Here is a 24,744-nt window from a genome sequence, read left to right as displayed (position 1 = left end):
TGTTGAATCGCTAAATATAAAAAAATTTTAGTAAATTGCAGCCGTTTATTATATCCGCTGTGTTGGGAGTTTATGAACAGAAGATATTTTTGCTTTAGATGCATGGTATACTTTTCCAAATGGAATCGTAAGGGATATGCTATTTTTGCCTCTTTGAGAAAAGAGGTAAGGATAGCGACGTTATCGATAGATATTTGTAAGGTAGCATTGGGAAAATCTTCTTTAAAGGGGATAATCGTTGATTTTTCCGGAGTCTCAAAGAAAATCATGGTAAAGGATAAGAGAGAGGAGTCGGATGGCGGACTAAAACAGGTATGCGAGGTGGTATCATCATGTGTTGGTGCGGAGTTTCCTGTAAAGCATGGGAATGAAAAATTTAATATAGATGGGTATACTTGTTGTGAACAATGGGTATACCTTTTTTGTATATAGATTATGTTAATAGATACATTGAAAGAGAAAGTCTTTAAAGGACAGTCGATTACTAAGGAGGAGGCTCTGGAGTTATCCCTGATAAAGGATAAAAGGGCTTTATATGAGGCTGCGGGAGAGATACGGGATCATTTCGTCGGAAATTATTTCGATACTTGTTCGATTATCAACGCGCGTTCCGGACGTTGTTCTGAAAATTGTAAATGGTGTGCCCAATCGGCAGTTTTTCGGACAAAAGTAGATGAGTATGATTTAATCGATGAAAAGAGTTGTATTGAATTGGCTCGTTTGAATGCTACTTATCGGGTGAATAAATTTTCTTTTGTAACGAGCGGAAGAGCTCTTTCCGATAAAAATATAGATCGGTTGTGTGATTATGCCCGAAAGATAAAGCGAGGGATGGATATCAATTTATGTGCCTCCATGGGTTTATTAAACAAGACACAATTACTTAGATTAAAAGAGGCTGGTATAACACGTTACCATTGTAATTTGGAGTCTTCTCGTCGTTATTTTCACTCCTTGTGTTCTTCTCATACGACGGATGAAAAAATAGAGACGATTCGTGCGGCTCAAGAGGTAGGAATGGAAGTTTGTTCCGGAGGAATTATAGGAATGGGAGAGACGATGGAAGATCGCATCGATCTGGCTCTGATGATTCGAGATTTGGGGATTAAGTCAATTCCTATCAACGTGTTGAATCCTATTCCGGGAACTCCTTTGGAAAATGCAGCACCTTTGGCGGATGAGGAAGTGTTAACGACGATAGCCGTGTTTCGCTTTATTCATCCGGATGCCTTTTTAAGATTTGCCGGAGGTAGAAATTTAATAGCACATATAGAAAAAGAAGCGATAGAAGCCGGAATTAATTCGGCGATTGTCGGGGACCTATTGACTACGGTGGGATCAAAGGTTATGGAAGATATGGAAAAAGTAGAGAAAATGGGGTTTATCACAAGAAAGTAAAATCGAAAAATGAAGGTTATGGAAAATTTTATTGAGACAATGACGACGGAAGCGATGCTTCGCTTTGATCGGGAACATTTGTGGCATCCTTACACCTCTACGGTAAATCCGCTTCCGGTGTATCCGGTGAAACGAGCTGAGGGCGTATACATAGAATTGGAAGACGGAACCCGGTTAATTGACGGCATGTCTTCCTGGTGGTGTGAAGTACACGGGTACAATCATCCGAAAATTAATGCTGCTATTGAAAAGCAATTGAAAAATATGTCGCACGTGATGTTTGGTGGATTAACGCACCGTCCGGCTGTAGAGTTGGCTGCCAAATTAGTGAAACTGACCCCTTACGGGATAGAGAAGGTCTTTTTCAGTGACTCCGGTTCCGTGGCCGTAGAAGTGGCGATGAAGATGGCCCTTCAGTACTGGTACGCGCAGGGACGGGAGGAAAAACGACATTTTTTGACCATTACCAAGGGATATCATGGTGATACCTGGAATGCGATGTCCGTTTGTGATCCTGTTACGGGAATGCATAGTATATTCCGGGGAACTTTGCCCATTCACTATTTTGTTACTTCTCCCCGGGTACGATACGGACAACCTTGTCGTGATGCGGATATAGAAGAGTTCAAACAGTGTTTGCGAAATAATCACAATCGTATCGCGGCTGTTATTCTGGAACCGATTGTACAGGGTGCCGGAGGCATGTGGTTTTATTCCGCCGAATACCTTTGGAAAGTCAAAGAGTTGTGTAAACAATATGATGTACTTCTGATTTGTGATGAAATTGCAACCGGTTTCGGGAGGACCGGAAAAATGTGGGGATGTGATCACGCGGGTATCGTTCCGGACATTATGTGCGTAGGGAAAGCAATCACCGGAGGATACATGAGTTTTGCAGCCACGATGACAACAGAAAAGGTAGCCACGGGTATATGCTCGAAAAATCCGGGTGTGTTTATGCATGGTCCTACTTTTATGGGCAATCCTTTGGCTTGTGCTGCTGCCAATGCTTCTTTGGATCTGATCATGAGCTATGATATCGACACGATGATCGGTCTAATCGAAAGGCAGATGCGGACCGAGTTGGCCCCGGCCGCACATTACAGTAACGTTGCCGATGTAAGAGTGTTGGGTGCCATAGGAGTTATCGAGTTAAGAGAACCCGTGGATATGGCCTATATCCAATCTGCATTTGTACGTGAGGGCGTATGGGTACGTCCTTTCGGTAAATTGGTATATATCATGCCGCCTTACATTATACGTCCGGAAGAACTTTCTCGTTTGACACAGGCTTTGTTGCGGGTTCTTTCTAACCTGAAATGATATGAACAGAGAGCGTTACATCAATAAATTAAATAAGATAAAGGAGTTTGGAAATTATCGGGAGTTGAAGGAGATTCAGCATAATGGTTTTTTGATCCACCATGACGGACGCGAAATGTTGAATCTCTCCTCCAATGATTACTTGGGACTCTCTTCCGATCCGCATCTGTATGAAGAATTTCGTCAGGAGACGGATGTGAAATTGCTATCGTACAGCGCCGTATCTTCCCGTTTGTTGTCGGGTAATCATGAATATTACGGGGTATTGGAGAATGATTTGCGGGAATTGTACGGTAAGGAGTCAGCATTGGTATTCAATTCCGGGTATCATGCTAATATCGGGATATTGCCTGCGTTAGCGGGTAAAAAGGATTTGATTGTTGCCGATAAACTTGTACACGCGAGTATTATTGACGGATTGCGGTTGAGTGAAGCGGAGATGTTGCGTTACCGGCATTTGGATTATGGACATTTGCGCGAGATCCTGTTTAATCATAGGGAAAAATACGAGAATGTATTTGTTGTGACTGAGTCCATTTTCAGTATGGACGGGGACGTGTGTGATTTGCAGGAATTATGTGATTTGAAAAAAGAGTACGATACTTTTTTGTACGTGGACGAAGCTCATGCCGTTGGAGTCCGGGGAACGAACGGTTTAGGATGCTGTGAGGAACAGGGATGTATGGGAGATATTGACTTTATTGTCGGAACATTCGGTAAGGCCTTTGCTTCATACGGGGCTTTTGTAGTCTGTGACGATCTTTTTCGAGAATTTTTGGTTAATACGCAGAGAAGTTTGATTTTTACGACGGCATTACCGCCGATTAACGTGGCTTGGACTCGTTTTATTTTAAATCGTATGCCTGATTTTTATTCCAAGCGTTTGAAGTTGATGACGATTTCAGAACGATTGAGAAATACGTTGATAGACAGGGGATTTGAAACCAGGGGAAATTCTCATATCGTACCTTTTTTATGTGGAAGTAACGAAAACAGTGTTTATATGTCTGAGCAATTCCGGGATAATGGTTTTTTTGTATTACCGGTGAGATACCCTACCGTACCTAAAAACGAGGCCCGAATACGGTTTTCTCTGAATGCAGCCATTCCGGAAGAGGATTACGAGTGCTTATTCGAATTTATTGAAGTGAGTTGTTAGGATGCGGAGAGTTTGGTTAGAAAAAAACGGTAACAAGCGGGTAATTCTTTTTTTTAGCGGATGGGGTTTGGACGAAAGAGCCGTAAGTCATATGACCGGGGAGTCGGACGTGTTGATGCTTTACGATTACCGGAACATAGAAGGTGAAAAAGCTCCGGTTTTAAACGGTTACGAAAGTATAGATGTGATAGCCTGGTCCATGGGTGTATGGGCAGCTTCCGTCTTGCTTCCCTTGTGGAATTTACCCGTGGACAGAAGTACGGCAATCAACGGAACGGAACGTCCCGTGGATAATCTGTACGGTATCCCTCTTCATGTGTATTTGCTTACGGAGAGGGGGATGGATGAGCGTGGAAGAGATAAATTTTTTGTTCGGATGTTATCGGGAACAGGGGAACGTACCCGGTTTAAACAACATCATCCGGATAGGAATTTGGAGGAGCAATTGGAAGAGTTGAAAGCCATCCGGGAACAATCCGATAGATTAAAAGGAGAAATTTGCTGGAATAGGGTGTATATTTCGGAAAATGATATTATATTTCCGGTGACAAATCAAGAGAACTGGTGGAGGGGACGAAGTGAAATAAAAAAAATAGTAGGGGGACATTATCCTTTTTACGTATTTGAAAACTGGGATTTAATAATATAAATATGGCTGTAAATAAACACGAGGTTGAACAGCGTTTTCGTCGTAGTATAACTACTTATAACGCTAACGCAATGGTACAAAAGGCGATGGCTGTACGATTAAACCGAATGGTTATGTCCAGTTTGGATTATATTCCTAAAAATATATTGGAGGTGGGATGTGGAACGGGATTGTTCACGGAAGAGTTAAGACGCTGTTTTAAGGAAGATGAGATCTATGTCAATGATATCGTCGAGGAAGTTTGTTCCCGTACAGCACGTTTGTATCAGGTCATAACTTCTCATTGTTTGCCGGGGGATATCGAGGAGATTCCATTGCCGGGGCGATTCGACCTGATTGTTTCTGCCGCTACTTTTCAATGGTTGAACGAACCGAAAGCGACTTTCAGAAAATTATCCGAACATTTGCGGGAGGACGGTTTGATGATTTTCAGTACTTTTGGAAAGTACAACTTGCGGGAAATTCGATTGACAACGGGAGGAGGATTAAGATACCGGACACAGGAGGAGTTGATGGGACTTTTGGAACCTTATTTTAAGATTGAACAAATCCGAGAAGAGTTCAGGTTGATGGAGTTTGACGATCCTTTGGCGTTGTTACAGCATTTGAAGAAAACGGGAGTAAATGTATCCGGTGATAAACGGGTATGGACCAAGGGAAAGGTTCAGGAATTTATTGACGAATATAATGCTCGTTTTGCTATGGATGGGAAAGTGACCTTAACTTATCATCCCTTGTATCTGGTATGTAGAAAGAAACCGAGGATTATGAATACCTATGGCGTTGCCAGTTGGTAAATGTAAATATAGATTCACGATATGATATATTTTGTAAGCGGTATCGATACGGATACCGGAAAATCGATTATAACGGGGTTATTAGCCCGTTCATTACAAAAAAAAGGAGTTCGGGTGGTTACCCAAAAGTTTATACAGACTGGTTGTACCGGGATCTCTGAAGATATTTTAAAGCATCGGGAAATTATGGAAATCGGTCCGCTCGAAATAGATCGGGACGGAACGACTTGTCCCTACGTGATGACTTACCCTGCTTCCCCTCATTTGGCGGCGGAGATCGATCGTGTGACTTTGGATACGGACCGGATAGCGGCTTCTTCCCGTAAATTGGACGAGTTATACGATATCGTATTGTTGGAAGGGGCCGGGGGATTGTATGTTCCGGTCACCAGAGACTATTTTACCATTGATTATATTCAAGAGAAGAAGCACCCTTTGATTTTGGTAGCCTCTTCCAAATTAGGCAGTATAAACCATACGTTGATGAGTTTGGAGTTATGTCGTCAACGGGGAATAGAACTTGCCCTGCTGGTGTATAACCGATTTCCGAATGATAGCGAGTGGATTACAAATGATTCCATTACGATTTTTCAGCGTTATTTGCGTGATTTCTTTCCTTCTTGCCGTTTGATAGAGGTGCCTGTCGTGCATGGGAAGGAATATCCTGATATAGAGGTGGGGCCGTTATTGTCGAAATGAGAAGATTAGAACTTTTATCCCCTGCCAAAAATTTGAAGGTTGCTTTGGCCGCCATTCAAAATGGAGCCGATGCCGTGTATATCGGAGGGCCTGCTTTCGGGGCACGAAAGGCGGTGGGAAATTCTATTGAGGATATTACACGATTAGTCTCTGTCGCTCATCGTTTTTATTGCCGGGTATTCGTGACTATGAATACTCTTCTTTACGATGAGGAGCTGTCAGAAGCGGAGAAACTGATAAAGGCGCTATACCGGGTTGGCGTAGATGCCATTATCATACAAGATCCCGGTATCCTGAAATTGGATATCCCTCCTATAGCCTTGCACGCGAGCACTCAAATGCACAATTACGAGTTGGAACGGATTAAATTCTTGGACAAGATTGGATTTCAACGGATTGTGTTGGCCAGGGAGCTGTCGTTGGAAGAGATAAAAAAGATCAGGCAGGAGGTAAGTGCAGAATTGGAATATTTCGTACACGGCGCCTTATGTGTCAGTTTAAGCGGACAGTGTTATATGTCGCATTATCTATTGGGACGTTCCGCCAATCGGGGGGAGTGTGCTCAGGCTTGCCGTATGAAATGGAACGTGGAAGATGAGACGGGAAAACTTTTGTTGAAAGAGAAGCATGTATTGTCTTTAAAAGACCTGAATCTTTCCGATCGATTGTTTGAGCTTGCAGAAGCGGGCATCGATTCGTTTAAGATCGAGGGACGCCTGAAGGATACTCCCTATGTCGCTAATGTGACAAACTACTACTCTTCGCGGCTGAATAGGATCGTAGAGCGGGAAAGAGGTTATGCCCGCGTGGGGGCCGGTAGTGTATCGGCTGATTTTGAGGCTGACCCGGAAAGAAGTTTTAACCGGGGGTATTCGGAATATTTTTATGCCGGGAGATCCGTCGGTTTGGTTAATATGGATACGCCAAAATCCATGGGGAAAAAAGTGGCGGAGGTAAAATGTACCAGAGGAAACCGATTGCAGGTAAATGCTTTTGAAGAACTTCATAATGCTGACGGATTGTGTTATATGGAGAACGGGGAGTTGAAGGGTATAAAAATCAATACGGTGGAAGGTGAATGGTTGAATTGCAATGAAAAGGTGAATATCTCTCCCGGTACTCCGTTGTATCGTAATTACGATCATCGGTTTGTCGTCCGATTGGAAAAAGGAAATGCCGTTCGGAAAATAGGAGTAAGGATTGACGTGTGTACGGAAGATCGAAGATTGATATTGTCTGCCACGGATGAGGATCGGGTTCATGTTACTTTAGTAAGCGAAGAGCGTTTCGATGAGGCAAAACAGCCGCAACAAGCTGAAAGAATTTGTCAACAATTGAAAAAATGCGGGGATACGGATTTTAGATGTGATTCGGTTGAGTATCATGGAAAAGATGTGTTATTCATACAGGCGTCCGTGTTGAATACGTATCGTCGGCAGTTATTGGATAAATTGCAGGAAAAGCGCGAAGAGTTAAGGGGGAAATGGATACAAGAACCTTTGAACGGTGAGTTGACGTATACCGGAAATTCTGATTGGAAGCTAAATATCGTTAATAAATTTTCGCGAGAATTTTACCGGGAACATGGAGTACAGATTCCGGAAAAGGGATTTGAAATTAGAAAAGATTATTGCGGAAAAGAGGTGATGACTACTCGTTATTGTCTTCTATTCGAGTTAGATTTATGTCGCAAAACGAATAAGTGCAGTGACTTAAAGTTTCCGTTATATCTTTCTAATAATTTAGGGCGTTTTCGGTTGGAGTTTGATTGCCAGTCCTGTGTAATGAAGGTGATAGCTTTAAAATAAAAAGTTGTTCCTTTCTTTCCTGAAAAGCTGTTTTCAAATAATAAAATCCGTAACTTGTTTATTCCTTATCTAATTTTGATCATAAAACCTTTTCAGATAAATGCTCCTTGATTTATTCAAGGGCTATTTTTTTCGTTTTTTTCGCTATATTTGTTCTATAAATTATTTTATGAAGATTTTGTTTGTTCGAGGAATTATAAGCATTGTCGTTTTCTTTTGTTTGGGTGCTTGTCATGATGAAAAGATAAAGCCTCAAAAGGAGAGGACTGTATTGGTATATATTGCCGGAGATAATAATCTTTCCTATTTTTCATCCCAGAATATGGAAGGAATGATGAAAGGAATGAAAGAAGATAACGGTAATTTAATTGTTTATTGGGACCAACCGAATGTTGCCCCGAAATTACTTGAATTGGAGGTGATGAAAAACGGTTCCGTAAAGCAACGGGTGATAAAGGAGTATAAGGAGGAAAATTCAGCTTCACCTGCCGTTTTGGCACGGGTTATTCGCGAAACACAAAAATTGTATCCGGCCAAATCATACGGATTGGTTCTTTGGTCTCACGGGACAGGTTGGTTTCCCGAGAGTCCTTCCGTGCAAGCTCGGAGTTTCGGAAAAGATCATGGTTCCGAGATGGATATTAAGGAGTTGGCAGCTGTTATTCCCGATAAATTTTTTCATTATATCATTTTCGATGCTTGTCTGATGGGAGCCGTAGAAGTTTTTTATGAACTGAGGAATAAGGCGGATTATATCATTGCTTCTCCTACGTTAGTTCCTGCAAAGGGACTTCCTTACGAACAAGTCGTTCCTTATTTTTGGGGGGAGGATTCGGATTTGGAAAAGATTTGTGAAGCTTATTACGATTTCAATAATACGACGACGGAAACGGCTACGATCACTTTAATAAAGACTTCCGAGTTAGAAGCTTTATACGTCCTTTGTCAGGAAATCTTGGAAGGAAAATTACCGGAAGTACAGACCCAAGACAAGAGTAGTGTTTACCGGTATTACGTGCCGCTTGCAGTTATAAATTATACCTTTTATGATTTTGCCGATTTAATCCGTCAGGTAGCTACTCGGGAGGAGCTCGCTAAATTCGATGCCCAACTGAAAAAGGTAGTCCTTTATTGTGCGGCTACCCGATATTTTTGGGATTATGTTCCCGTGGATAAAGATAGATTTAGCGGTATCAGCACCTATGTTCCTTTTCCGGATTGGCCCGGTTTAAATAACTATTACTTCACTTTATCATGGTCTGGAGTATATGGATTGTGATTTATTTCGTGTTTAGAATCCCTTGGGCGATCGAGTAAAACATACCCGCGCCGGATTCGATGAGCTCGTCCGGGAAATCGTATTGGGGGGAGTGAAGCGGGGGACAATTTTCTCCGGCTCCCAACCCGAACATAGCTCCTTTGTACTCTTGCGTAAAAAGACCGAAATCTTCTCCCCAGCTAAAAGGAACGTTCATTTCCAGGTAGGGTAGCTTGTTGGTTTCCGCTGCCTTTTTTATGTGTTGGACAGCTTGCGGATCGTTCACATTGGCAGAAAAAGATTCCAGCCATGTTATAGACGAATTTAAACCGGGAGTAGCTGCCGTTTCTATTTCGATCAGTTTTTCTAATTTCTGCATATGCAGACGGAGTAGCCGATCGTTTTTAGCACGTAGAGTTACCCGGATAACTCCTGTTCCCGCTGCTACCCCGTAGGCTTCTTCTCCAATATGGATTTCTACCAAGGTCGCCAGGAAATAATCCTCTTTCTCTATATCGTATTGATTCCATCCTGTAAGCGTTTCGACTATTCTAAAGGTTGCGTTTACGGGATTGATTCCTTTTAAAGGTTCTGCTGCATGAGCTGTTTTGCCGGAGAGTGTAATTGCCGCACTGATGACGGAACAGGTGAAACTACCCGGTTTACATAATACGGCAGATGCGGAAAATCCCGGAATATTGTGAAGAGCAAAAACGTATTGGATATGGTATTGGGGAAGTACGAGATCAGCCAAAATGGCGGATGATCCGCTGCCAGTCTCTTCTGCCGGTTGGAATAAGAGCAATACCCGTCCTTGTCTCATCGGTTTTTCGGAAAGCATTTGGGCCAATCGTAATAGAATGGTCGTGTGACCGTCGTGGCCGCATTTGTGCGATATCCCGGTACGTACCGAACGATAGGAAATATTATCTTTCGATTCATCAATAGCGACAGCATCCATATCAGCCCGAAACAAGAGGGTTGGTCCCTCTTCGGAAAAGAAATACTCAGCCAGTAAGCCGTGTCCTCCTATGGAGCGAATGATTTTAGTCGGATGAAACGGGCGGAGAGAGGTTTCGATAAAACGGGCTGTTTCTCTTTCCTTGCCGGAGAGTTCCGGTTGTCGATGTAATTGGTGACGGATCGAATCAAAAGAGTGTGTTTGCATATATTTATTATTTTATAAGCATAAAATCAGTATTTGAAAAAGAACGATCAAATAGAGTTGTTATAATGGAGTAAATAATAATTTTAATAATGTAATATATTGATTTTTAGTATATTGTATTGTGTGAAATAATTCTGCCGCAAAGATAAATATATAATATTATAAACCCAATAACTATTCGGTCTTTATTTTGTTGTGTTTGTCCTTAAAAGATCCCGATAGATTCTGAAACAGAGTGGACTCTTTTATTTGATTTATCGGGAAAAATAGGGGTATCGACCTTTGATTTGGATGTATATTTTGTAATTTTGAGTTGCTAAAGAACGTAAGTATCATTTTAAATCCAGTTGTTTAGCCGGATTTATACTATAAATCAGATCGAGTATGATTCAAAGAGATTATCTATTGCGGCAGATGGAGGTGTTTTTCAAAGCGCTTGATGAGAGATTCAGAGGAAAGAATAAGAATGAATACGAAGATATATCTGTTATTTTAAATGAATTTTATTCTACCTATTTTCATATCGACCGGGAAAAAATAACAGGGGAGGGAGAGCAAATTATTAGTCACTGTATCTTGTATGAGCCTGTGGAAAAAGCGGAGATGCTTTCCGAATTGATATTTAAAGATGCTGTTTTTACAGTAGATACTCGTCGGAAAAATTGTCTATTCCGATTGGTATTAAAGCTATACGACTCTATCGAATGCAGGTCGAAAACCTATTCTTCTCGAAGAGAAAAAAAGAGAAGGAAGATAACCGATTTTTTATCGGGTAATTGAATATAAATTTGTAGGATTTTTGCGTTTTATAGGTAATTGTTATGGGATCATTGGTCGCTTGGGGATATTGGGGATTATTTATCGGCTCGTTTTTAGCATCGACAATCATTCCGATGAGTGCGGATCTCTTATTGGTAGGGGTACTTTCCTTGGGAGGGAATACATGGATTTGTTTGATAATTGCCACTATCGGAAATTGGTTGGGAGGCTTGACCTCCTATTGGCTGGGATGGCTTGGACGTTGGGACTGGCTCGAGCGCTAGTTAAAAGTGAAGCGAGAGCAATTGGAGAGACAGAAGGAAAAGATTGATCGATACGGGGTTTGGCTGGCTTTGTTCACTTGGCTTCCCCTTGTGGGAGATCTTTTTGCCATCGCTCTCGGTTTTTATCGTGTGAGCCCTAAAATGTCGGCTCTATATATGTTGGTCGGCCGTTTTGTCCGTTTTCTTGTCTGGACACTTTTGTATATTCGGTATGCCGATCGGTTTGTCGAATGGATCCGATGATATAACATACTTTGTTCGCTTGCGTTATAAGTGAAAAAGGTATTTTCATGGATTCACTTCTTGATTTAGGATATTTGGGTTTATTTATCGGTTCGTTTATTTCGGCCACTGTAATTCCGATGGGAGCGGATGCCTTATTGTTGGGGATGTTGGCAGCCGGGGGAAAACCTGTATGGTGTTTAGCCATCGCAACAACGGGGAATTGGTTAGGTGGGACGTTGACCTATTGGTTGGGATATGCCGGAAAATGGACGTGGATACAGCGTTGGTTTAAAGTGACACCCGAAAAATTGAAACGGCAGAAAAACAGAATTGAAAAATACAAAAGCGTTATGGCTCTTTTGGTATGGGTTCCTGTTTTGGGGGATCTTTTTGCGTTGGCTCTTGGTTTTTATCGTATTAATGCCGTGAAATCATTTATTTTTATGTTTTTCGGAAGGTTGATACGATTTTTGTTTTGGTTGGTGTTATACTTACTTTGGACGGATAAATTCGTAAAGTTTATTTCCCATTTGTAGGATATATCGATGCCCGTGGAATCGGTTGGTGCGATCCGGAAAAAAAAATGCCCGTACTGATTTCGACGTACGGGCGGTTTATCGATATCTTTTTCAGTTTTCGACACGGATCATCTTGTAATGATGGGATTCCTCTGCCGGTAAGATAAATCCGCTGAAATGGTGTGTCTGCGGAACACTATTGATACCGTTGGCATTCACGCCGGTTGTTCCTTCGCTGACGGTGATACTGGCAGCATTACTGTCTTTGGTCAGGATGACGGTTACCTCTGCGGCAAAAGGATGATTGACGTAAAATTTGTAAATCCAGTTTCCTCTTTTATCTTGTTTCTTTTCAACTTTTTTTATCGGTCCGTCTTTGATGAGCTCTATATAACTATCGCTTTCACCATACGCTAAATTAGCGACTAACCTTTTTCCGGATGAACCGACGACATTAGGACGATTCCGTAGGGTCAAACGTTTACCCTGGGAGTTGTACACCTCTTTGGTCTCGAAAGCCCAGTCATTGGCTTCCAACGCTTTTAAAGCTTTGTCATGTGCTATTTTAGCCTGTTCTGCTTCTGCTGCCTTTTTTTCCGCTCTGATTTCACGTTTGCTCTTTTTCTGAGTTTGCGCTTCTGCCATTGTCGGTATTAGTACTGCAATGGCCATTAAAATAAAAAATAGTTTTTTCATAATCATTGGTTTATAATTACACATATATCGTTACCAGCTTCCGCTGGCACCGCCTCCACCAAAGGAACCACCTCCGAATCCACCAAAGGAACCATTTCCGCTGCTGAATGAGCCGAAACCTCCGCTATTGCTCCCGAATGGAATACCTCCGATAAAAAACGGACCGGAGGAGTGTCCGGGAGAAAATCCTTTACGCCGCCGAATAAAAAGAAATAAAATAATAAAGAAGAAAAGGGGAATAAATACCAAAAGCGAACCTTCCGATTGCTGTTCGTACTCTTCCGCTGTAAATTCTCCTTTTGTCAGATCCATCAATACATTGGTTGCTTTGTTTATCCCTATGTAATAATTCCCTTGCTGAAAAGAGGGAATTATTTCGTTTCGGATGATACGAGAAGCCGTAATATCCGGAATAACACCTTCCAATCCGTAACCGACGGATAAGGCGACTTCTCCTTTTTCATTTCCTTTTTTAGGTTTGATCAGAATCAATATTCCATTGTCTTTCCCCTTTTGGCCGATACCCCATTTTTCGGCCAAACGAGCCGCGTAATCATTGATGTCGTATCCATCCAACGAAGAGACCGTTACCACGGCGATCTGGGTTGACGAAGTTTTATTGAAATGGGATAATTTTTCTTCTAAAGAAGAGATCTCTTTTTTGTTGAATAATTCCGTATAATCATTCACCAGCCTTTTGGGTTGCATCGGCTCCGGAAATTTTTGGCTGTAACCGGATACGCTGATTAGGCTAAATATGAATAATATAATGAGTTTCTGGATGTTCATGTTATAATTCATTTTACTTTTCGGATGGATTGAATGAAATGTCATCGGGTAGTTCATTAACGTCGTCTTGCCGGTAGGGAAAAAATTCCTGTAATTGTTTTCCGGCCTGAATGACGGCTTCGCAAATTCCCTCCGTAATATATCCCTGTTTAAATTTTTCAATCATACGGTTTTTCAATTCGTCCCAATACTTGTCGGGAACTTTGGCATTGATCCCGGCATCTCCTAATATAGCCATTTTTTTATCGACCAAGGCGATATAGAACAAAATTCCATTACGAAGGGCTGTTTTTTGCATTTTTAAATTGGCGAACACATCCGCAGCACGATCCAGAACTTCTTTTGGGCACTGGTTCTCGATATGAATGCGAATTTCTCCGGATGTATTTTTCTCCGCTTCCCTAATAGCTGCTACCATCATATCTTTTTGTTCTTCCGTGAAATATTTTTCTGGAGACATAATAACAGGATTGAGATTAGATGTTAGAATTTAACTTCCGGGGCTTTTTCGGCACCGCTTGAGGCTTCGAAATAAGGTTTAGGCATAAAACCGAACATCCCGGCCAAAATATTTTTGGGAAAAGAACGGATGTATGCGTTATATCCCTTTACCTCTTCATTGAATTTACGTCTTTCCACGGCAATACGGTTTTCTGTTCCTTCCAATTGGGCTTGGAGATCTCTGAAATTCTCATTTGCCTTTAAATCAGGATATTGTTCGGATATGGCCATCAAACGGGATAGGGCAGAGGATAATTCTCCTTGCATATTGTTGAATTTCTGTAAGGTTTTTTCATCCAGTTGATCGAAATTGATTCGCATTTGAGTGGCTTTCGCCCGGGCATCTGTTACCTGTGTTAAGGTGTTTTGTTCGTGTTCCGCGTATCCTTTTACCGTGTTTACCAAATTGGGGATGAGATCCGCTCGCCTTTGGTATTGATTCTCAACATTAGACCATTGGGAGGATATGGTTTCACTTCTGGTTACCATTTGGTTATAGCTTCCTTGAAACCATGCAAAAATGCCGATAGCAATGATGACTATTATGGCTAATACGATATAACTTTTTTTCATTTTTGTTTCTGTTTTATGTAAAACTAATAGATCGTTTTTACAAAGATAAAATAAAAATTCAAACTAAAAAATGAGGCCGCAGCAATGCGGCCTCATTTTTAGCGGGACTTGTACTCGTCATTTTACCAAATTCATTGTATCTGTAGCAATTACCAATTCTTCATCGGTGGTAATACTCATAACGATTACTTTTGAATGAGGTTTTGTCAATATTATATCTTTGCCGCGAACACCGTCATTCGCCTTGGAATCGAAATCTATTCCCATGTATTCCATATGGGCGCATACCTGTTGACGCACCTCACAATCATTTTCTCCTATACCTCCGGTAAATATGATCAGATCAGCCCCGTTCAGTACGGCTGCATAACTACCCACGTATTTTTTTACATCGTAAGCTAAAATGTCTAAGGCCAAACGGGCTTGAGAATTTCCTTTTGCTGCCGCGGCTTGTAACTCTCTACAATCGGAAGAAACTTCGGAAACTCCCATCAGTCCCGATTTTTTGTTGATCAGATCGTTGGCTTGCGGGATGTTTAACCCCTCCTTCTCACAGATAAAAAGCAAAGCACCCAGGTCCAGATCTCCTGTACGGGTTCCCATGATGACACCCGCGTTCGGGGTAAATCCCATGGAGGTGTCTACCGATTTGCCATGGTCGATAGCCGTAATGGACGAACCGTTTCCGAGGTGACAGGTAATGATCTTCTTTTCGCATATGTCCCAACCCAATATTTTACAGGCTTTTTCTGCAACGAATTTGTGTGAGGTCCCGTGAAAACCGTACCGACGGATTCCGTATTGTTCGTAATATTTATAGGGTAATCCGTATACGTAGGCTTCCTTGGGAAGAGTTTGATGGAAAGAGGTATCGAAAACAGCGACTTGAGGAACTCCGGGAAGCAGTTGTTCCATTGTCTCTATCCCTTTTAGGTTAGCCGGGTTATGAAGCGGTGCCAACTCGCAACAAGCAGCGATTTTTTTCTTTACATCGTCGTCGACCAATACGCTTTGGGAAAAATATTCTCCCCCGTGAGCTACTCGGTGTCCGACAGCGTTTATATCGTTTAAAGATTCGATTACGCCATAAGTCGGGTCGACAAGAGCTTTTAAGATAAGATTGATACCTGTGATGTGGTCCTTTATGGACTCCTCTATCTCATATTTGTCCTTTCCTGAAGGTTTATGGGTGAAGTTCCCTTTCGGGAGACCGATTTTCTCAACCAATCCTTTGGCTAATACAACCGGTTCTTCTTTCATATCTAATATCTGATATTTGATGGATGAACTTCCGCAATTTAAAACTAATATATTCATGACATTCGGTTTTACGTGGGGTGAATTATTTACTTGCGGCTTGGTTTACGGTAATGGCGACTAAATTTACGATATCACTAACGGAACATCCCCGCGACAGGTCGTTAATCGGAGCTGCCATTCCCTGAAGTACTGGACCTACGGCCTCTATGCCGGCAATGCGTTGTACTAATTTATAGCTGATATTGCCTACTTCCAAACTGGGGAAGATTAAGACATTGGCTTTTCCGGCAACGGGACTACCCGGAGCCTTGCTGGAACCCACGGAAGGAACCAAAGCGGCGTCAGCCTGCATTTCGCCGTCGATCATTATGTCAGGAGCCATCTGTTTGGCTAATTCGGTCGCTTTTATCACTTTATCAACCAATTCGTTTTTTGCGGAACCTTTCGTTGAGAAACTTAACATGGCTACTCGCGGTTCTATTTTGGCAATGGCTTTAGCCGTACCTGCTGTAGCTACGGCGATTTGAGCCAACTCTTCGGCCGTCGGATTCGGAAGTACGGCACAATCCGCACATACGATTAACCCGTTTTCACCGTATTCCGGTTTATCGGTTAACAGGAGGAATGCCCCCGATACTACGGATATACCCGGCAATGTTTTTACGATTTGCAAAGCAGGCCTTAGTACGTCGCCTGTCGCATTTTTGGCTCCGGCAACCTCTCCGTCCGCATCCCCGTTCTTAATCATCAAAGTCGCTAAATAGAGCGGATTGGTTACTAATTTAAGAGCCTCTTCCTTGGTCATGCCCTTACTTTTGCGTAATTCGACAAGCATATCCGCGTAAACTTCTTTTTTCGGATGATTTTCAGGATCGATGATGGTAGCTTTCCCGATGTTTTTCAGTTCAAATTTATCTGCCAGCGTTTGTATTTCTGCCGGTTTACCGATTAAAATAATCTGAGCAATTCCTTCATTCAGAAGAATATCAGCAGCCTTTAGCGTACGCTCCTCCGTCCCTTCCGGGAGTACAATTCTTTTGTTGTACTTTTTCGCGTTTTCTTTGATTTGTTCAAGAAGGTTCATAAGTATCTTTTTTATGATAAGTTGTTGTTCATTTCTTTCGCGAAAGTAGAAATAATTTAATCAATAACGTAACTTTTTGTAAGCTATTGTTCGCAATTTTCAAGAATATTGTCAAGCAGAGATTGCAAAAATCGCAGAATCATTCCTGGAGCAATTTAAAACGAATCCTTAATCTTTGGTTTTCCATATCGTAAGAAATGATTTTAAAAATACCGATTTCGGCTGTATTAGCCACGTGCCGGCCGATGCAGGCACACGTATCGTAACTGCCTATGCGTACGATACGTAGGGTTTGACTGACGTTCTCGGGTAATTTGCTGAGATCAATCTCTTCCGGAACATGATCTTTATCTACAAATTCTGCGGTTACCGGTAAATGCATACCGATGACTTCATTGACTTTACGTTCGACTTCGGCCATTTGTTCTTCCGAGGGAGATGCGGATAAATAATAATCACATTTGGATTTTTTCTTTTCAATGTGCGTGTTTTTAGATCTTTCGCAACCGAACATCCGGACCATCGTTTGATTCAATATATGTTCTGCCGTATGCATGGGAGGATGTTCTTGTTTATTATGATCGTTGAGTTGAAGTTGTTGTTCCATATTATCTAAATTTTTACGAGAATGAATCCATTGGAATGACAAATTTAATATTATTTCCCGGTAAAGGATAAATTTATTTATGTAGAAAGAAGATTTCAATGGAGTTTCTCGGAAAGTATAAAACCGGGGTACCAGAATTTTCATTTTTCAATTAATTGACTACTTTTGTCTTCCGTTAGGGTAAAAAAGAGTAACGGGTTTACTTCATGATGCCTAAGGTTTAATTTAGTTTTAAAAAAGCTATTGATATGAGATTATTAGAAGGAAAAACGGCCATTATTACCGGAGCTTCAAGAGGTATCGGTAAAGCTGTGGCATTAGAATTTGCTAAACAAGGTGCGAACATTGCTTTTACTGATTTGAGATACGATGAGATTGCTCAGGAAACGGAGAGAGAGATTGCCGCTTTGGGGGTAAAAGCGAAAATGTATGCTTCTAATGCTGCCGATTTCGCCGCAACAGCGGCAACGGTGGAAGAGATTGCCAAGGAATTCGGACGCATCGATATTTTGGTGAATAATGCAGGAATAACAAAAGATACATTGTTGATGAGAATGAGTGAAGAACAATGGGATGCTGTTATGAATGTAAATTTGAAGTCTGTTTTCAATTTTACAAAAACGGTTTCGGCAATCATGTTGAGACAGAAATCCGGTTCCATTATCAGTATGAGCTCTGTTGTCGGTGTTAGTGGAAATGCCGGACAAGCTAATTATGCTGCCTCTAAAGCCGGAATTATCGGTTTTACCAAGAGTGTTGCCAAAGAGTTGGGGTCCCGGAATATTAGAGCCAACGCGGTTGCTCCCGGTTTTATTATTACCGATATGACAGCGAAATTGTCGGAGGAAGTGAGAAACGAATGGGCTCAAAAAATTCCGTTAAAAAGAGGTGGTACGCCTGAAGATATTGCGAAGGTATGCGTATTTTTAGCTTCAGATCTCTCTGCTTACGTTACGGGACAAACCATTCATGTATGCGGCGGTATGAACATGTAATTTCAGATAGTGAAGAATTTAAATGCCTGATCTTCGGATCGGGCATTTTGTTTTGATTGAAGGTCAAATTTTGTACGTGATTTGATCTGAATTCTTGTTTGCTTTCAAATATCTCCTTATCTTTACATGAAATGATTATGGCTTGCTTTTTGTTAGTTTTGAGATAACGTAAAAGAAAGTAATATGTATGATAAAAGAGGTAAGATAGTAGATCGATGCGTACGGGGGACTTTATTGTTTCTCGTGTTTTCTTGTTTAATTTCTTGTGCGGGTTATCGTTTACTCGATATCGACGTTTTAGAACCTGCAGACCGAGAGTTGAAACCAGGAGATATCAAAATTCTTTTTTTAGACCGTAAGTTAATATATCAATCCGATTCGATGGCGTTTCAGGAGTTGAAAAATCTGTCGGGATTGACCCGGGGGGATTTGGTGGAATGTTTTTACGACGGTTTTCAGGCTGGTATTCATAATAGTGCTAAAAAAGTAGTGTTGGGGCGTGCCGTCGGATTGAATAGCAAATACATGAGAGATACCATTACTCCCGCACCGTTGACTCTTTCAGAATTGCAAACCGTTAACAAGGGGGTATACTCTTATGTCCTGGGGATAGAATCTTGTGTGTTTCGCTTGTACGATAGATATAATGCAGTGGTAGACAATGCATTGTTTTTAAGATTGTACGATACGGAGAGTAATCAACCTATAGATACCATGTATTCCAATGTATTGAGATCCGCTATAACTGCCGGGGAAGATATAAATGCGATATGCGATTTCTATTATCAGTTGGGGCTGGATTACGCCAAACATCTGGTTCCGACCTGGCAGCCAGAAAAAAGGAGAATCTATATGAGTAATAATGCCTTGAAATTGGGATATTATTTTTTGAAAGATGAAAAGTTCGATCAGGCCTATGAAATATGGAATGCGGCATTGAATATGAGACCGCTCGTGGCAGTGAAGGCTACTGTAAATATCGCTTGGTTGTATGAGCGGCAAGGTAATTTTCAGGGAGCGATCGATCTGTTGGAGGCGGCTTTAAGACATATGGAAAAATCCAACGTGAAAAATAATAATCTATCGGAATACATAGAGCATTATATTCAAATACTGAATCAAAGAATAAAAGACGATCGCAAATTATTAAATCAGTTATAAAAGCATTTTATATGGAGAATTTTAATTATTATAATCCGGTAAAAATTCTTTTTGGTAAAGGGAAGATTAGTGAGATTGGAAAATTAATCCCCAAGGGATTTAAAGTAATGATCACTTATGGTGGTGGCAGTATTAAAAAGAATGGCGTGTACGATCAGGTTATGTCCGCACTTGAAGATTTTCATGTAATCGAATTCGGCGGAATTGAGCCGAATCCGCATTATGAAACTCTGATGAAAGCGGTGGAGATTGCCAAGAATGAGAACGTGGGTTTTTTGTTGGCTGTTGGAGGAGGATCGGTGATAGACGGTACGAAGTTTATTGCAGCGGCTTCTTGTTTTGAAGGTGAAGACAAGTGGGACATTCTGGCTAAGATGGCTCCCGTTCATGCGGCTTTGCCCTTGGCTACGGTTTTAACCTTACCGGCTACGGGATCCGAGATGAATAGCGGGGCTGTAATTACCCGGCAAGAGACAGAAGAAAAATTGGCTTTTAGATCTCGTCATGTATTCCCGAAATTTTCCGTGTTAGATCCGACGGTTACTTTCTCCTTACCGAAGCATCAGATTGCCAATGGGGTAGTGGATGCTTTCGTGCATGTGATGGAACAATATTATACAACGACTCAGGATGTTGAAATTCAAGACCGTTTCTCGGAAGGAATATTGAAAACGTTAATCGCTCTCGGTCCCCAAATGATCGCAGCAGAACAACCGGATTATCAAACCCGGGCTAATTTTATGTGGGCGGCAACCATGGCGTTGAACGGATTGATCGCTTGCGGGGTAACGGAGGATTGGTCGACGCACCACATCGGTCATGAGCTGACGGCGTTTCATGGATTGGACCATGCGGTGACCTTGGCCATTGTTCTGCCGGGTGTAATGAAAGCCACGAAGATGTTGCGCCACGATAAATTGCTTCAATATGCACAACGGGTTTGGGATTTGGATATTTCACAGCCGGGGGCTGCCGATCAGGCTATTGCGAAAACAGAACAGTTTTTCAATGACATGGGAATCAAAACCCGTTTGTCGGATTATGGTATAGGTATTGATACCATTGATCGTATCGAGAAACGTTTCCGGGATCGGGGAGAGTTTGCATTGGGAGGAATTGACGATGTGAACGTGGATAATGTGAGAGTCATTTTAACATCCAGATTATAAGTGAAGAAGGTGTCTGGCTTTTGCCAGACACCTTCTTTTTAATTTCGATTTTAATGTCCAAATTGAAAATATACAGGGCTTCTGCCGGAGCTGGAAAGACTTTTGCCCTGACCATGGAATATTTTAAGATAGTCTTTGCTTCTCCTTTAGAATATAAGAATGTTCTGGCCGTGACGTTCACGAATAAGGCGACGGAAGAGATGAAATCCCGTATTATTCGGGAATTGAATAAATTGGCAGAGGGTGAAAAAAGTGATTACAATGAGGCTTTAAAATCGAGTTTACGTTTATCCGATGAACAAGTTAAGGAGCGGGCTATCGTATTGCGTACATTGATTCTGCACGATTACGGTCGATTGTCCGTAACTACCATCGACCGTTTTTTTCAACGGATCATTAAGGCATTTACGAAGGAATTGGGGATATTTCCCGGGTATAACGTGGAGTTGGATAGTGATTACGTGCTATTGAGGGCGGTCGACCAGATCATGCAACGGATGAACGAGGATAAGGAATTGAGGGTTTGGATTACCGAGTTGATGAACAATAGCGTGGAAGAGGCTAAATCGTGGAGTGTGAAAGGGAAGATTGCGGAGTTGGGAAAAGAATTGTTCGGGGAGAATTACATGTTGTTCGATAAGGCCGTTCAACAAAAATTCGGTAATCGGGATTTTTTGAAAGCTTATCAGTCGTTTTTGCGGGGTATTGTGAAACGTTTCGAAAAACGATTGGAAGAGTATGGTAAGAGGGCATGTCATTTGATTGAAACAAATAGTTTGCGGGTAGAAGATTTTAAAAACGGGAAACGAGGAGTCGTTAACTATTTTTATAAACTAAGAGACAAAAATCTAAACAGTATAACGGATTCGACCCGAAACGCTTTCGATAATCCCGATGCATGGATCGCTAAAAAACAGCATCCGGAAATTCGAACCCAAATAGAGAACCTTTATCCTACCCTAAATAGCTGGTTGGGGGAGAGCATTCAATTCTACGACGAAGAGGTGGCGGATTATCATTCTGCCAGATTGTTACTCGATAATTTGTACCAGTTGGGTATATTGAATGATTTGTATCGGGAAATCCGAGCCTATTGTGAGGAAAAAGGCCTTATGTTACTGAGTGATACTACCCGTATCTTAAACGTGCTGATTGCTGCTAACGATACCTCTTTTCTATTCGAGAAAATAGGAAATTTCTATAAACACGTCATGATTGACGAATTTCAGGATACCTCGGCCATGCAATGGTCCAATTTCCGGCCGTTAATTGTAAATACGTTGTCAGAAGGAGGAAAGGCGTTGGTGGTAGGGGATGTAAAACAGAGTATTTACCGATGGAGAAACGGCGATTGGCGTTTGTTGTCCTCCGGAGTGGAAAAAGATTTTAAAACGTTTGGGATTTGCGATGAGATTTTGGAGCATAATTGGCGAAGTGCGGGAGAAATTGTAATGTTCAACAACCTGCTGTTTTCCCAGGCGGCTTTGCAATTGAAAGAGATGTATGATAAAGAGGAGGGAAAGAACGATTACTCTTTCTCGATCTTGGAGGCTTATGCCCATACGGAACAGAAAATACGCCGCGATGAACGGGGTTATATACAAATAAAATATGGAGGGGATAAACAGGAAGAGGGGAGTGCGGAAGCCATTATGGAAGCCGTCGTGGGAGTAATCCGGAATAGTATGGGGAGAGGGGAGGAATTGAAGAATAGCGTGATTCTTGTAAGAAACGGTAAAGAAGGGGCTTTTGTAGCCGATTATATTATTGAGTATAATCGGCTGCACCCGGCTGCACCTATTCCTTTTATTTCGAATGATTCTTTATACGTGGCGGCTTCTCCGTATGTCGTTTTGATTATTAGTGTATTAAAATACATAATGACTCCTTATGACTTGGTAAACCGGGCCGTTTTGTCGTACCACTATTTTACTTATGTCAGAAACGAAAATTGGGATGATCAGGATACGCGGTTTAAGGCAGTCGCTTCAGAAGAGACCTTCATAACCTCTTGGGGTATTCCTTTTTTGCAGGAGATAAATCGAGAGACGACCGGGTCTTTGTATGAAATGGTAGAGGCTATTATTGCGGCAATGAAACTGAGGGACAGGGTAGATGAATTGCCTTATTTAATTGCTTTTCAGGATATTATATTCGAATATGAAGAGAACAATACGAGCAGCATACCCGTATTCTTGGAATGGTGGGAAAAAGAGAAGGATAAAAAGGTTCTCTCAACTTCGGAAGAGACCAATTCTGTTCGGATATTAACCATTCATAAGTCCAAGGGATTGGAATTTGATACCGTGATCATTCCCTTCTGTAACTGGGATTTGGACGATATGAGACATGCCCGTCGCCTTTGGTGCGATAACAAGGAGGAGGGGTTTAAAGATTTGGAATATGCTCCACTGAATTACTCTTCAAAGTTATCGGACAGCCATTTTAAAGAGGCTTATTTGGAAGAGCATATGAAGACCTATATCGATAATTTAAATCTTTTATATGTCGCTTTGACGAGAGCAAAGAGAGCCTTGCATGTTTTCCCTTATGCGCCTAAAATCAGTAAGGAAGGGCGACCGGCTGATATTGGATCTTTTTTGTATCAAGTGTTGGAAAGACTGGAATCAACTCGTTTATTATCCGGATGGAACAGCGGGGAAAAACAGTTAAGTATAGGGGAATACGGTATTTTGAAGGAAGGAAGGAAAGAGACGGTAGATAACAGGATTACGTTAAAAGAGTATCCGGTTTTCGATTTGAAAGATCGAGTCCGGGTACGTTATAAATACGAAGATTACACGGATATTGAAGAGAAGGGAAATTCGGCGGTAGACGAAGGAAAATTGTTTCACGAACTTTTCTGTCGTATCGAAAAAACGACAGATATAGAACGGGCGGTAAATGAGGTATATCGTACCGGTTTAATACATTATAATGAAAAGGAGATGTACCGAAAAAAATTAGTCGATTATTTGGATAATGTTCCTGTGGCTTCTTGGTTTGACGGCAGTTATCGCGTCATTACCGAACGGGATATCCTTTTTACGAACGCGGGAAGAGCTCGGCCCGACCGGGTTATGTTTGACGGGAATAAGGTCGTTATCGTAGATTACAAGTTCGGATACAAAGAGGAGGAGGAGTACAGTAAGCAAATGGGATTCTATTGTAAAATACTGAGACAAATGGGGTATAAGGAGGTGAAAGGATATATTTGGTATGTAAACATGAATAAAATATATCCTGTCGGGTCCGGCACTCAATTGCAGTTGGATTTTTAGTAGCTGTCTACGGTGCTGATTTGATCCGTGTTTTTTCGAATTTTGGGACGAATGATCGGGTCTGCTGGATGTCCGATAGGGATGATCAATTCTACTCTTTTATACGAAGGGATATGTAGTAAATCCTTTATCTTTTTTTCATTAAACCATCCCATGATGCAAGTTCCCAATCCTTCAACGGTAGCTTGAAGGCAAAATTGTATTGCCGCAATGCCGTTGTCGATTAAGGTAAAATCCTTATTCTTTAATGTTTGACCGATACGGGAAGAGAGATTTGCTTTTTCTCTAACCATGACGACGATAACAGGGGCCTGTTTGGTAAAATGATTCATGGGAAGAATTCCTCCCGATGTGGCGTCCGCTACCTTATTCTTTAATTCAGGGTCTTTGACGATGACAAACTTCCACGGTTGGGCGTTGCAGGCTGAAGGAGCCAGGCGGGCGGCTTCGATGCACCTCGATAAACTCTCTTGAGATACGGGTTCGCTGGAGTATCCTCTGACACTTTGTCGTTGTAAAAAGAGATTTAATAATTCCTGTGGTTCCATATATTCAAAAATAAAGGGTACTGTTCCAGTACCCT

26 protein-coding genes are annotated in these 24,744 nt (G+C 41.6%); 17 read left to right on the top strand and 9 right to left on the bottom strand.

Annotated features, from left to right (window positions below; genetic code table 11):
• The first annotated feature begins 102 nt into the window (after positions 1-102).
• The 9 genes from BN3283_RS14500 (at position 103) to BN3283_RS07190 (ending at position 9,112) form a co-directional block, all read left to right on the top strand.
• The gene (locus BN3283_RS14500; protein ID WP_041503588.1) at positions 103-432 is read left to right on the top strand and encodes a hypothetical protein; all 330 of its coding nucleotides are present in this window, start codon (positions 103-105) and stop codon (positions 430-432) included.
• A 3-nt stretch (positions 433-435) separates the two neighbouring features.
• Positions 436-1,398 (top strand): biotin synthase BioB, encoded by a 963-nt coding sequence (gene bioB, locus BN3283_RS14670; protein WP_059026201.1) that lies wholly within the window; start codon positions 436-438, stop codon positions 1,396-1,398.
• Positions 1,399-1,452: 54 nt separating this feature from the next.
• Positions 1,453-2,721: an adenosylmethionine--8-amino-7-oxononanoate transaminase gene (gene bioA, locus BN3283_RS14665; RefSeq protein WP_200889855.1), complete on the top strand. Its 1,269-nt coding sequence runs from the start codon at positions 1,453-1,455 to the stop codon at positions 2,719-2,721.
• Between the two features lies 1 nt (position 2,722).
• Positions 2,723-3,880, top strand: a complete 1,158-nt coding sequence (locus tag BN3283_RS07215; RefSeq protein ID WP_059026200.1) for an aminotransferase class I/II-fold pyridoxal phosphate-dependent enzyme — start codon at positions 2,723-2,725, stop codon at positions 3,878-3,880.
• Between the two features lies 1 nt (position 3,881).
• A complete protein-coding gene (locus BN3283_RS07210) occupies positions 3,882-4,529 on the top strand; it encodes a DUF452 family protein (RefSeq protein ID WP_059026199.1) in 648 nt (215 codons plus the stop codon).
• A 2-nt stretch (positions 4,530-4,531) separates the two neighbouring features.
• Positions 4,532-5,326, top strand: a complete 795-nt coding sequence (gene bioC / locus BN3283_RS07205; protein WP_059026198.1) for a malonyl-ACP O-methyltransferase BioC — start codon at positions 4,532-4,534, stop codon at positions 5,324-5,326.
• A 21-nt stretch (positions 5,327-5,347) separates the two neighbouring features.
• A complete protein-coding gene (gene bioD, locus BN3283_RS07200) occupies positions 5,348-6,025 on the top strand; it encodes a dethiobiotin synthase (RefSeq protein WP_059026197.1) in 678 nt (225 codons plus the stop codon).
• The gene (locus tag BN3283_RS07195) at positions 6,022-7,833 is read left to right on the top strand and encodes a peptidase U32 family protein (RefSeq protein ID WP_059026196.1); all 1,812 of its coding nucleotides are present in this window, start codon (positions 6,022-6,024) and stop codon (positions 7,831-7,833) included. The genes bioD and BN3283_RS07195 overlap by 4 nt, the downstream gene beginning before the upstream one ends.
• 169 nt (positions 7,834-8,002) lie before the next feature.
• Positions 8,003-9,112, top strand: coding sequence for a clostripain-related cysteine peptidase (locus BN3283_RS07190; RefSeq protein WP_286137578.1), 1,110 nt, complete (start codon positions 8,003-8,005; stop codon positions 9,110-9,112).
• 1 nt (position 9,113) lies between these two features.
• Here the strand turns inward: BN3283_RS07190 and BN3283_RS07185 are convergent, their stop codons facing one another.
• Positions 9,114-10,259 carry an amidohydrolase gene (locus BN3283_RS07185; RefSeq protein ID WP_059026194.1) on the bottom strand — a complete coding sequence of 382 codons (1,146 nt, stop codon included), beginning with the start codon at positions 10,257-10,259 and terminating at the stop codon, positions 9,114-9,116.
• Positions 10,260-10,643: 384 nt separating this feature from the next.
• On the opposite strand from BN3283_RS07185, the gene BN3283_RS07180 reads away from it, so the two are divergent.
• Genes BN3283_RS07180 through BN3283_RS07170 form a run of 4 tightly spaced genes read left to right on the top strand, consistent with a single transcriptional unit; the run spans position 10,644 to position 12,063 of the window.
• Positions 10,644-11,039, top strand: a complete 396-nt coding sequence (locus BN3283_RS07180; protein WP_059026193.1) for a hypothetical protein — start codon at positions 10,644-10,646, stop codon at positions 11,037-11,039.
• A gap of 41 nt (positions 11,040-11,080) precedes the next feature.
• Positions 11,081-11,302, top strand: coding sequence for a hypothetical protein (locus tag BN3283_RS14750; protein ID WP_350308229.1), 222 nt, complete (start codon positions 11,081-11,083; stop codon positions 11,300-11,302).
• A gap of 6 nt (positions 11,303-11,308) precedes the next feature.
• Positions 11,309-11,545: a YqaA family protein gene (locus BN3283_RS14745; RefSeq protein ID WP_350308228.1), complete on the top strand. Its 237-nt coding sequence runs from the start codon at positions 11,309-11,311 to the stop codon at positions 11,543-11,545.
• Positions 11,546-11,592: 47 nt separating this feature from the next.
• Complete coding sequence (locus tag BN3283_RS07170) at positions 11,593-12,063, top strand: YqaA family protein (RefSeq protein ID WP_041503595.1); 471 nt, start codon at positions 11,593-11,595, stop codon at positions 12,061-12,063.
• A gap of 93 nt (positions 12,064-12,156) precedes the next feature.
• On the opposite strand, the gene BN3283_RS07165 is transcribed toward BN3283_RS07170, so the two are convergent.
• From BN3283_RS07165 to BN3283_RS07135, 7 genes are all read right to left on the bottom strand, one after another.
• The gene (locus tag BN3283_RS07165) at positions 12,157-12,741 is read right to left on the bottom strand and encodes a DUF4251 domain-containing protein (RefSeq protein WP_041504888.1); all 585 of its coding nucleotides are present in this window, start codon (positions 12,739-12,741) and stop codon (positions 12,157-12,159) included.
• 30 nt (positions 12,742-12,771) lie between these two features.
• A complete protein-coding gene (locus tag BN3283_RS07160) occupies positions 12,772-13,575 on the bottom strand; it encodes a TPM domain-containing protein (protein WP_286137576.1) in 804 nt (267 codons plus the stop codon).
• The gene (locus BN3283_RS07155; protein ID WP_059026192.1) at positions 13,544-13,990 is read right to left on the bottom strand and encodes a TPM domain-containing protein; all 447 of its coding nucleotides are present in this window, start codon (positions 13,988-13,990) and stop codon (positions 13,544-13,546) included. The genes BN3283_RS07160 and BN3283_RS07155 overlap by 32 nt, the downstream gene beginning before the upstream one ends.
• 23 nt (positions 13,991-14,013) lie before the next feature.
• On the bottom strand, positions 14,014-14,604 hold the full coding sequence (locus BN3283_RS07150) for a LemA family protein (RefSeq protein WP_059026191.1): 591 nt from the start codon (positions 14,602-14,604) through the stop codon (positions 14,014-14,016).
• A 117-nt stretch (positions 14,605-14,721) separates the two neighbouring features.
• The gene (locus tag BN3283_RS07145) at positions 14,722-15,921 is read right to left on the bottom strand and encodes an acetate/propionate family kinase (protein WP_059026190.1); all 1,200 of its coding nucleotides are present in this window, start codon (positions 15,919-15,921) and stop codon (positions 14,722-14,724) included.
• A gap of 25 nt (positions 15,922-15,946) precedes the next feature.
• Entirely contained in the window at positions 15,947-16,948 is a 1,002-nt protein-coding gene (gene pta, locus BN3283_RS07140) for a phosphate acetyltransferase (protein ID WP_041503600.1), read from the bottom strand.
• A gap of 139 nt (positions 16,949-17,087) precedes the next feature.
• Complete coding sequence (locus BN3283_RS07135) at positions 17,088-17,555, bottom strand: alanyl-tRNA editing protein (protein ID WP_041504028.1); 468 nt, start codon at positions 17,553-17,555, stop codon at positions 17,088-17,090.
• A 248-nt stretch (positions 17,556-17,803) separates the two neighbouring features.
• Here BN3283_RS07135 and fabG point away from each other — a divergent pair, with 248 nt between their 5' ends.
• From fabG to BN3283_RS07115, 4 genes are all read left to right on the top strand, one after another.
• Positions 17,804-18,550, top strand: a complete 747-nt coding sequence (gene fabG / locus BN3283_RS07130) for a 3-oxoacyl-[acyl-carrier-protein] reductase (RefSeq protein ID WP_041503601.1) — start codon at positions 17,804-17,806, stop codon at positions 18,548-18,550.
• Between the two features lie 183 nt (positions 18,551-18,733).
• Entirely contained in the window at positions 18,734-19,711 is a 978-nt protein-coding gene (locus tag BN3283_RS07125; RefSeq protein WP_059026189.1) for a DUF6340 family protein, read from the top strand.
• A gap of 11 nt (positions 19,712-19,722) precedes the next feature.
• Positions 19,723-20,880 (top strand): iron-containing alcohol dehydrogenase, encoded by a 1,158-nt coding sequence (locus BN3283_RS07120; RefSeq protein ID WP_041503603.1) that lies wholly within the window; start codon positions 19,723-19,725, stop codon positions 20,878-20,880.
• Between the two features lie 53 nt (positions 20,881-20,933).
• On the top strand, positions 20,934-24,161 hold the full coding sequence (locus tag BN3283_RS07115; RefSeq protein WP_059026188.1) for a UvrD-helicase domain-containing protein: 3,228 nt from the start codon (positions 20,934-20,936) through the stop codon (positions 24,159-24,161).
• Here BN3283_RS07115 and BN3283_RS07110 read toward each other — a convergent pair.
• Positions 24,158-24,709 (bottom strand): nitroreductase family protein, encoded by a 552-nt coding sequence (locus BN3283_RS07110; RefSeq protein WP_041503605.1) that lies wholly within the window; start codon positions 24,707-24,709, stop codon positions 24,158-24,160. The genes BN3283_RS07115 and BN3283_RS07110 overlap by 4 nt on opposite strands.
• Between the last annotated feature and the right edge of the window lie 35 nt (positions 24,710-24,744).

It is taken from the genome of Gabonibacter massiliensis, assembly GCA_001487125.1.
Classification (GTDB): Bacteria; Bacteroidota; Bacteroidia; order Bacteroidales; family Marinifilaceae; genus Gabonibacter; species Gabonibacter massiliensis.
Note: the sequence above shows the minus strand (reverse complement) of the source record. Positions and strands in the feature narration are given on the sequence as shown.

Excerpts from the sequence above, each read along its gene's own strand:
- bioA (WP_200889855.1), top strand. The coding sequence starts at position 1,453 with ATGCTTCGCTTTGATCGGGAACATTTGTGGCATCCTTACACCTCTACG.
- fabG (WP_041503601.1), top strand. The coding sequence starts at position 17,804 with ATGAGATTATTAGAAGGAAAAACGGCCATTATTACCGGAGCTTCAAGA.
- bioB (WP_059026201.1), top strand. The coding sequence starts at position 436 with ATGTTAATAGATACATTGAAAGAGAAAGTCTTTAAAGGACAGTCGATT.
- bioC (WP_059026198.1), top strand. The coding sequence starts at position 4,532 with ATGGCTGTAAATAAACACGAGGTTGAACAGCGTTTTCGTCGTAGTATA.
- BN3283_RS07160 (WP_286137576.1), bottom strand. The coding sequence starts at position 13,575 with ATGACATTTCATTCAATCCATCCGAAAAGTAAAATGAATTATAACATG.
- BN3283_RS14500 (WP_041503588.1), top strand. The coding sequence starts at position 103 with ATGGTATACTTTTCCAAATGGAATCGTAAGGGATATGCTATTTTTGCC.
- BN3283_RS07145 (WP_059026190.1), bottom strand. The coding sequence starts at position 15,921 with ATGAATATATTAGTTTTAAATTGCGGAAGTTCATCCATCAAATATCAG.
- pta (WP_041503600.1), bottom strand. The coding sequence starts at position 16,948 with ATGAACCTTCTTGAACAAATCAAAGAAAACGCGAAAAAGTACAACAAA.
- BN3283_RS07120 (WP_041503603.1), top strand. The coding sequence starts at position 19,723 with ATGGAGAATTTTAATTATTATAATCCGGTAAAAATTCTTTTTGGTAAA.
- BN3283_RS07150 (WP_059026191.1), bottom strand. The coding sequence starts at position 14,604 with ATGAAAAAAAGTTATATCGTATTAGCCATAATAGTCATCATTGCTATC.
- bioD (WP_059026197.1), top strand. The coding sequence starts at position 5,348 with ATGATATATTTTGTAAGCGGTATCGATACGGATACCGGAAAATCGATT.
- BN3283_RS07135 (WP_041504028.1), bottom strand. The coding sequence starts at position 17,555 with ATGGAACAACAACTTCAACTCAACGATCATAATAAACAAGAACATCCT.
- BN3283_RS07190 (WP_286137578.1), top strand. The coding sequence starts at position 8,003 with ATGAAGATTTTGTTTGTTCGAGGAATTATAAGCATTGTCGTTTTCTTT.
- BN3283_RS07210 (WP_059026199.1), top strand. The coding sequence starts at position 3,882 with ATGCGGAGAGTTTGGTTAGAAAAAAACGGTAACAAGCGGGTAATTCTT.
- BN3283_RS14750 (WP_350308229.1), top strand. The coding sequence starts at position 11,081 with ATGGGATCATTGGTCGCTTGGGGATATTGGGGATTATTTATCGGCTCG.
- BN3283_RS07185 (WP_059026194.1), bottom strand. The coding sequence starts at position 10,259 with ATGCAAACACACTCTTTTGATTCGATCCGTCACCAATTACATCGACAA.
- BN3283_RS07155 (WP_059026192.1), bottom strand. The coding sequence starts at position 13,990 with ATGTCTCCAGAAAAATATTTCACGGAAGAACAAAAAGATATGATGGTA.
- BN3283_RS07215 (WP_059026200.1), top strand. The coding sequence starts at position 2,723 with ATGAACAGAGAGCGTTACATCAATAAATTAAATAAGATAAAGGAGTTT.
- BN3283_RS07170 (WP_041503595.1), top strand. The coding sequence starts at position 11,593 with ATGGATTCACTTCTTGATTTAGGATATTTGGGTTTATTTATCGGTTCG.
- BN3283_RS07195 (WP_059026196.1), top strand. The coding sequence starts at position 6,022 with ATGAGAAGATTAGAACTTTTATCCCCTGCCAAAAATTTGAAGGTTGCT.
- BN3283_RS07110 (WP_041503605.1), bottom strand. The coding sequence starts at position 24,709 with ATGGAACCACAGGAATTATTAAATCTCTTTTTACAACGACAAAGTGTC.
- BN3283_RS07115 (WP_059026188.1), top strand. The coding sequence starts at position 20,934 with ATGTCCAAATTGAAAATATACAGGGCTTCTGCCGGAGCTGGAAAGACT.
- BN3283_RS07125 (WP_059026189.1), top strand. The coding sequence starts at position 18,734 with ATGTATGATAAAAGAGGTAAGATAGTAGATCGATGCGTACGGGGGACT.
- BN3283_RS07180 (WP_059026193.1), top strand. The coding sequence starts at position 10,644 with ATGATTCAAAGAGATTATCTATTGCGGCAGATGGAGGTGTTTTTCAAA.
- BN3283_RS07165 (WP_041504888.1), bottom strand. The coding sequence starts at position 12,741 with ATGAAAAAACTATTTTTTATTTTAATGGCCATTGCAGTACTAATACCG.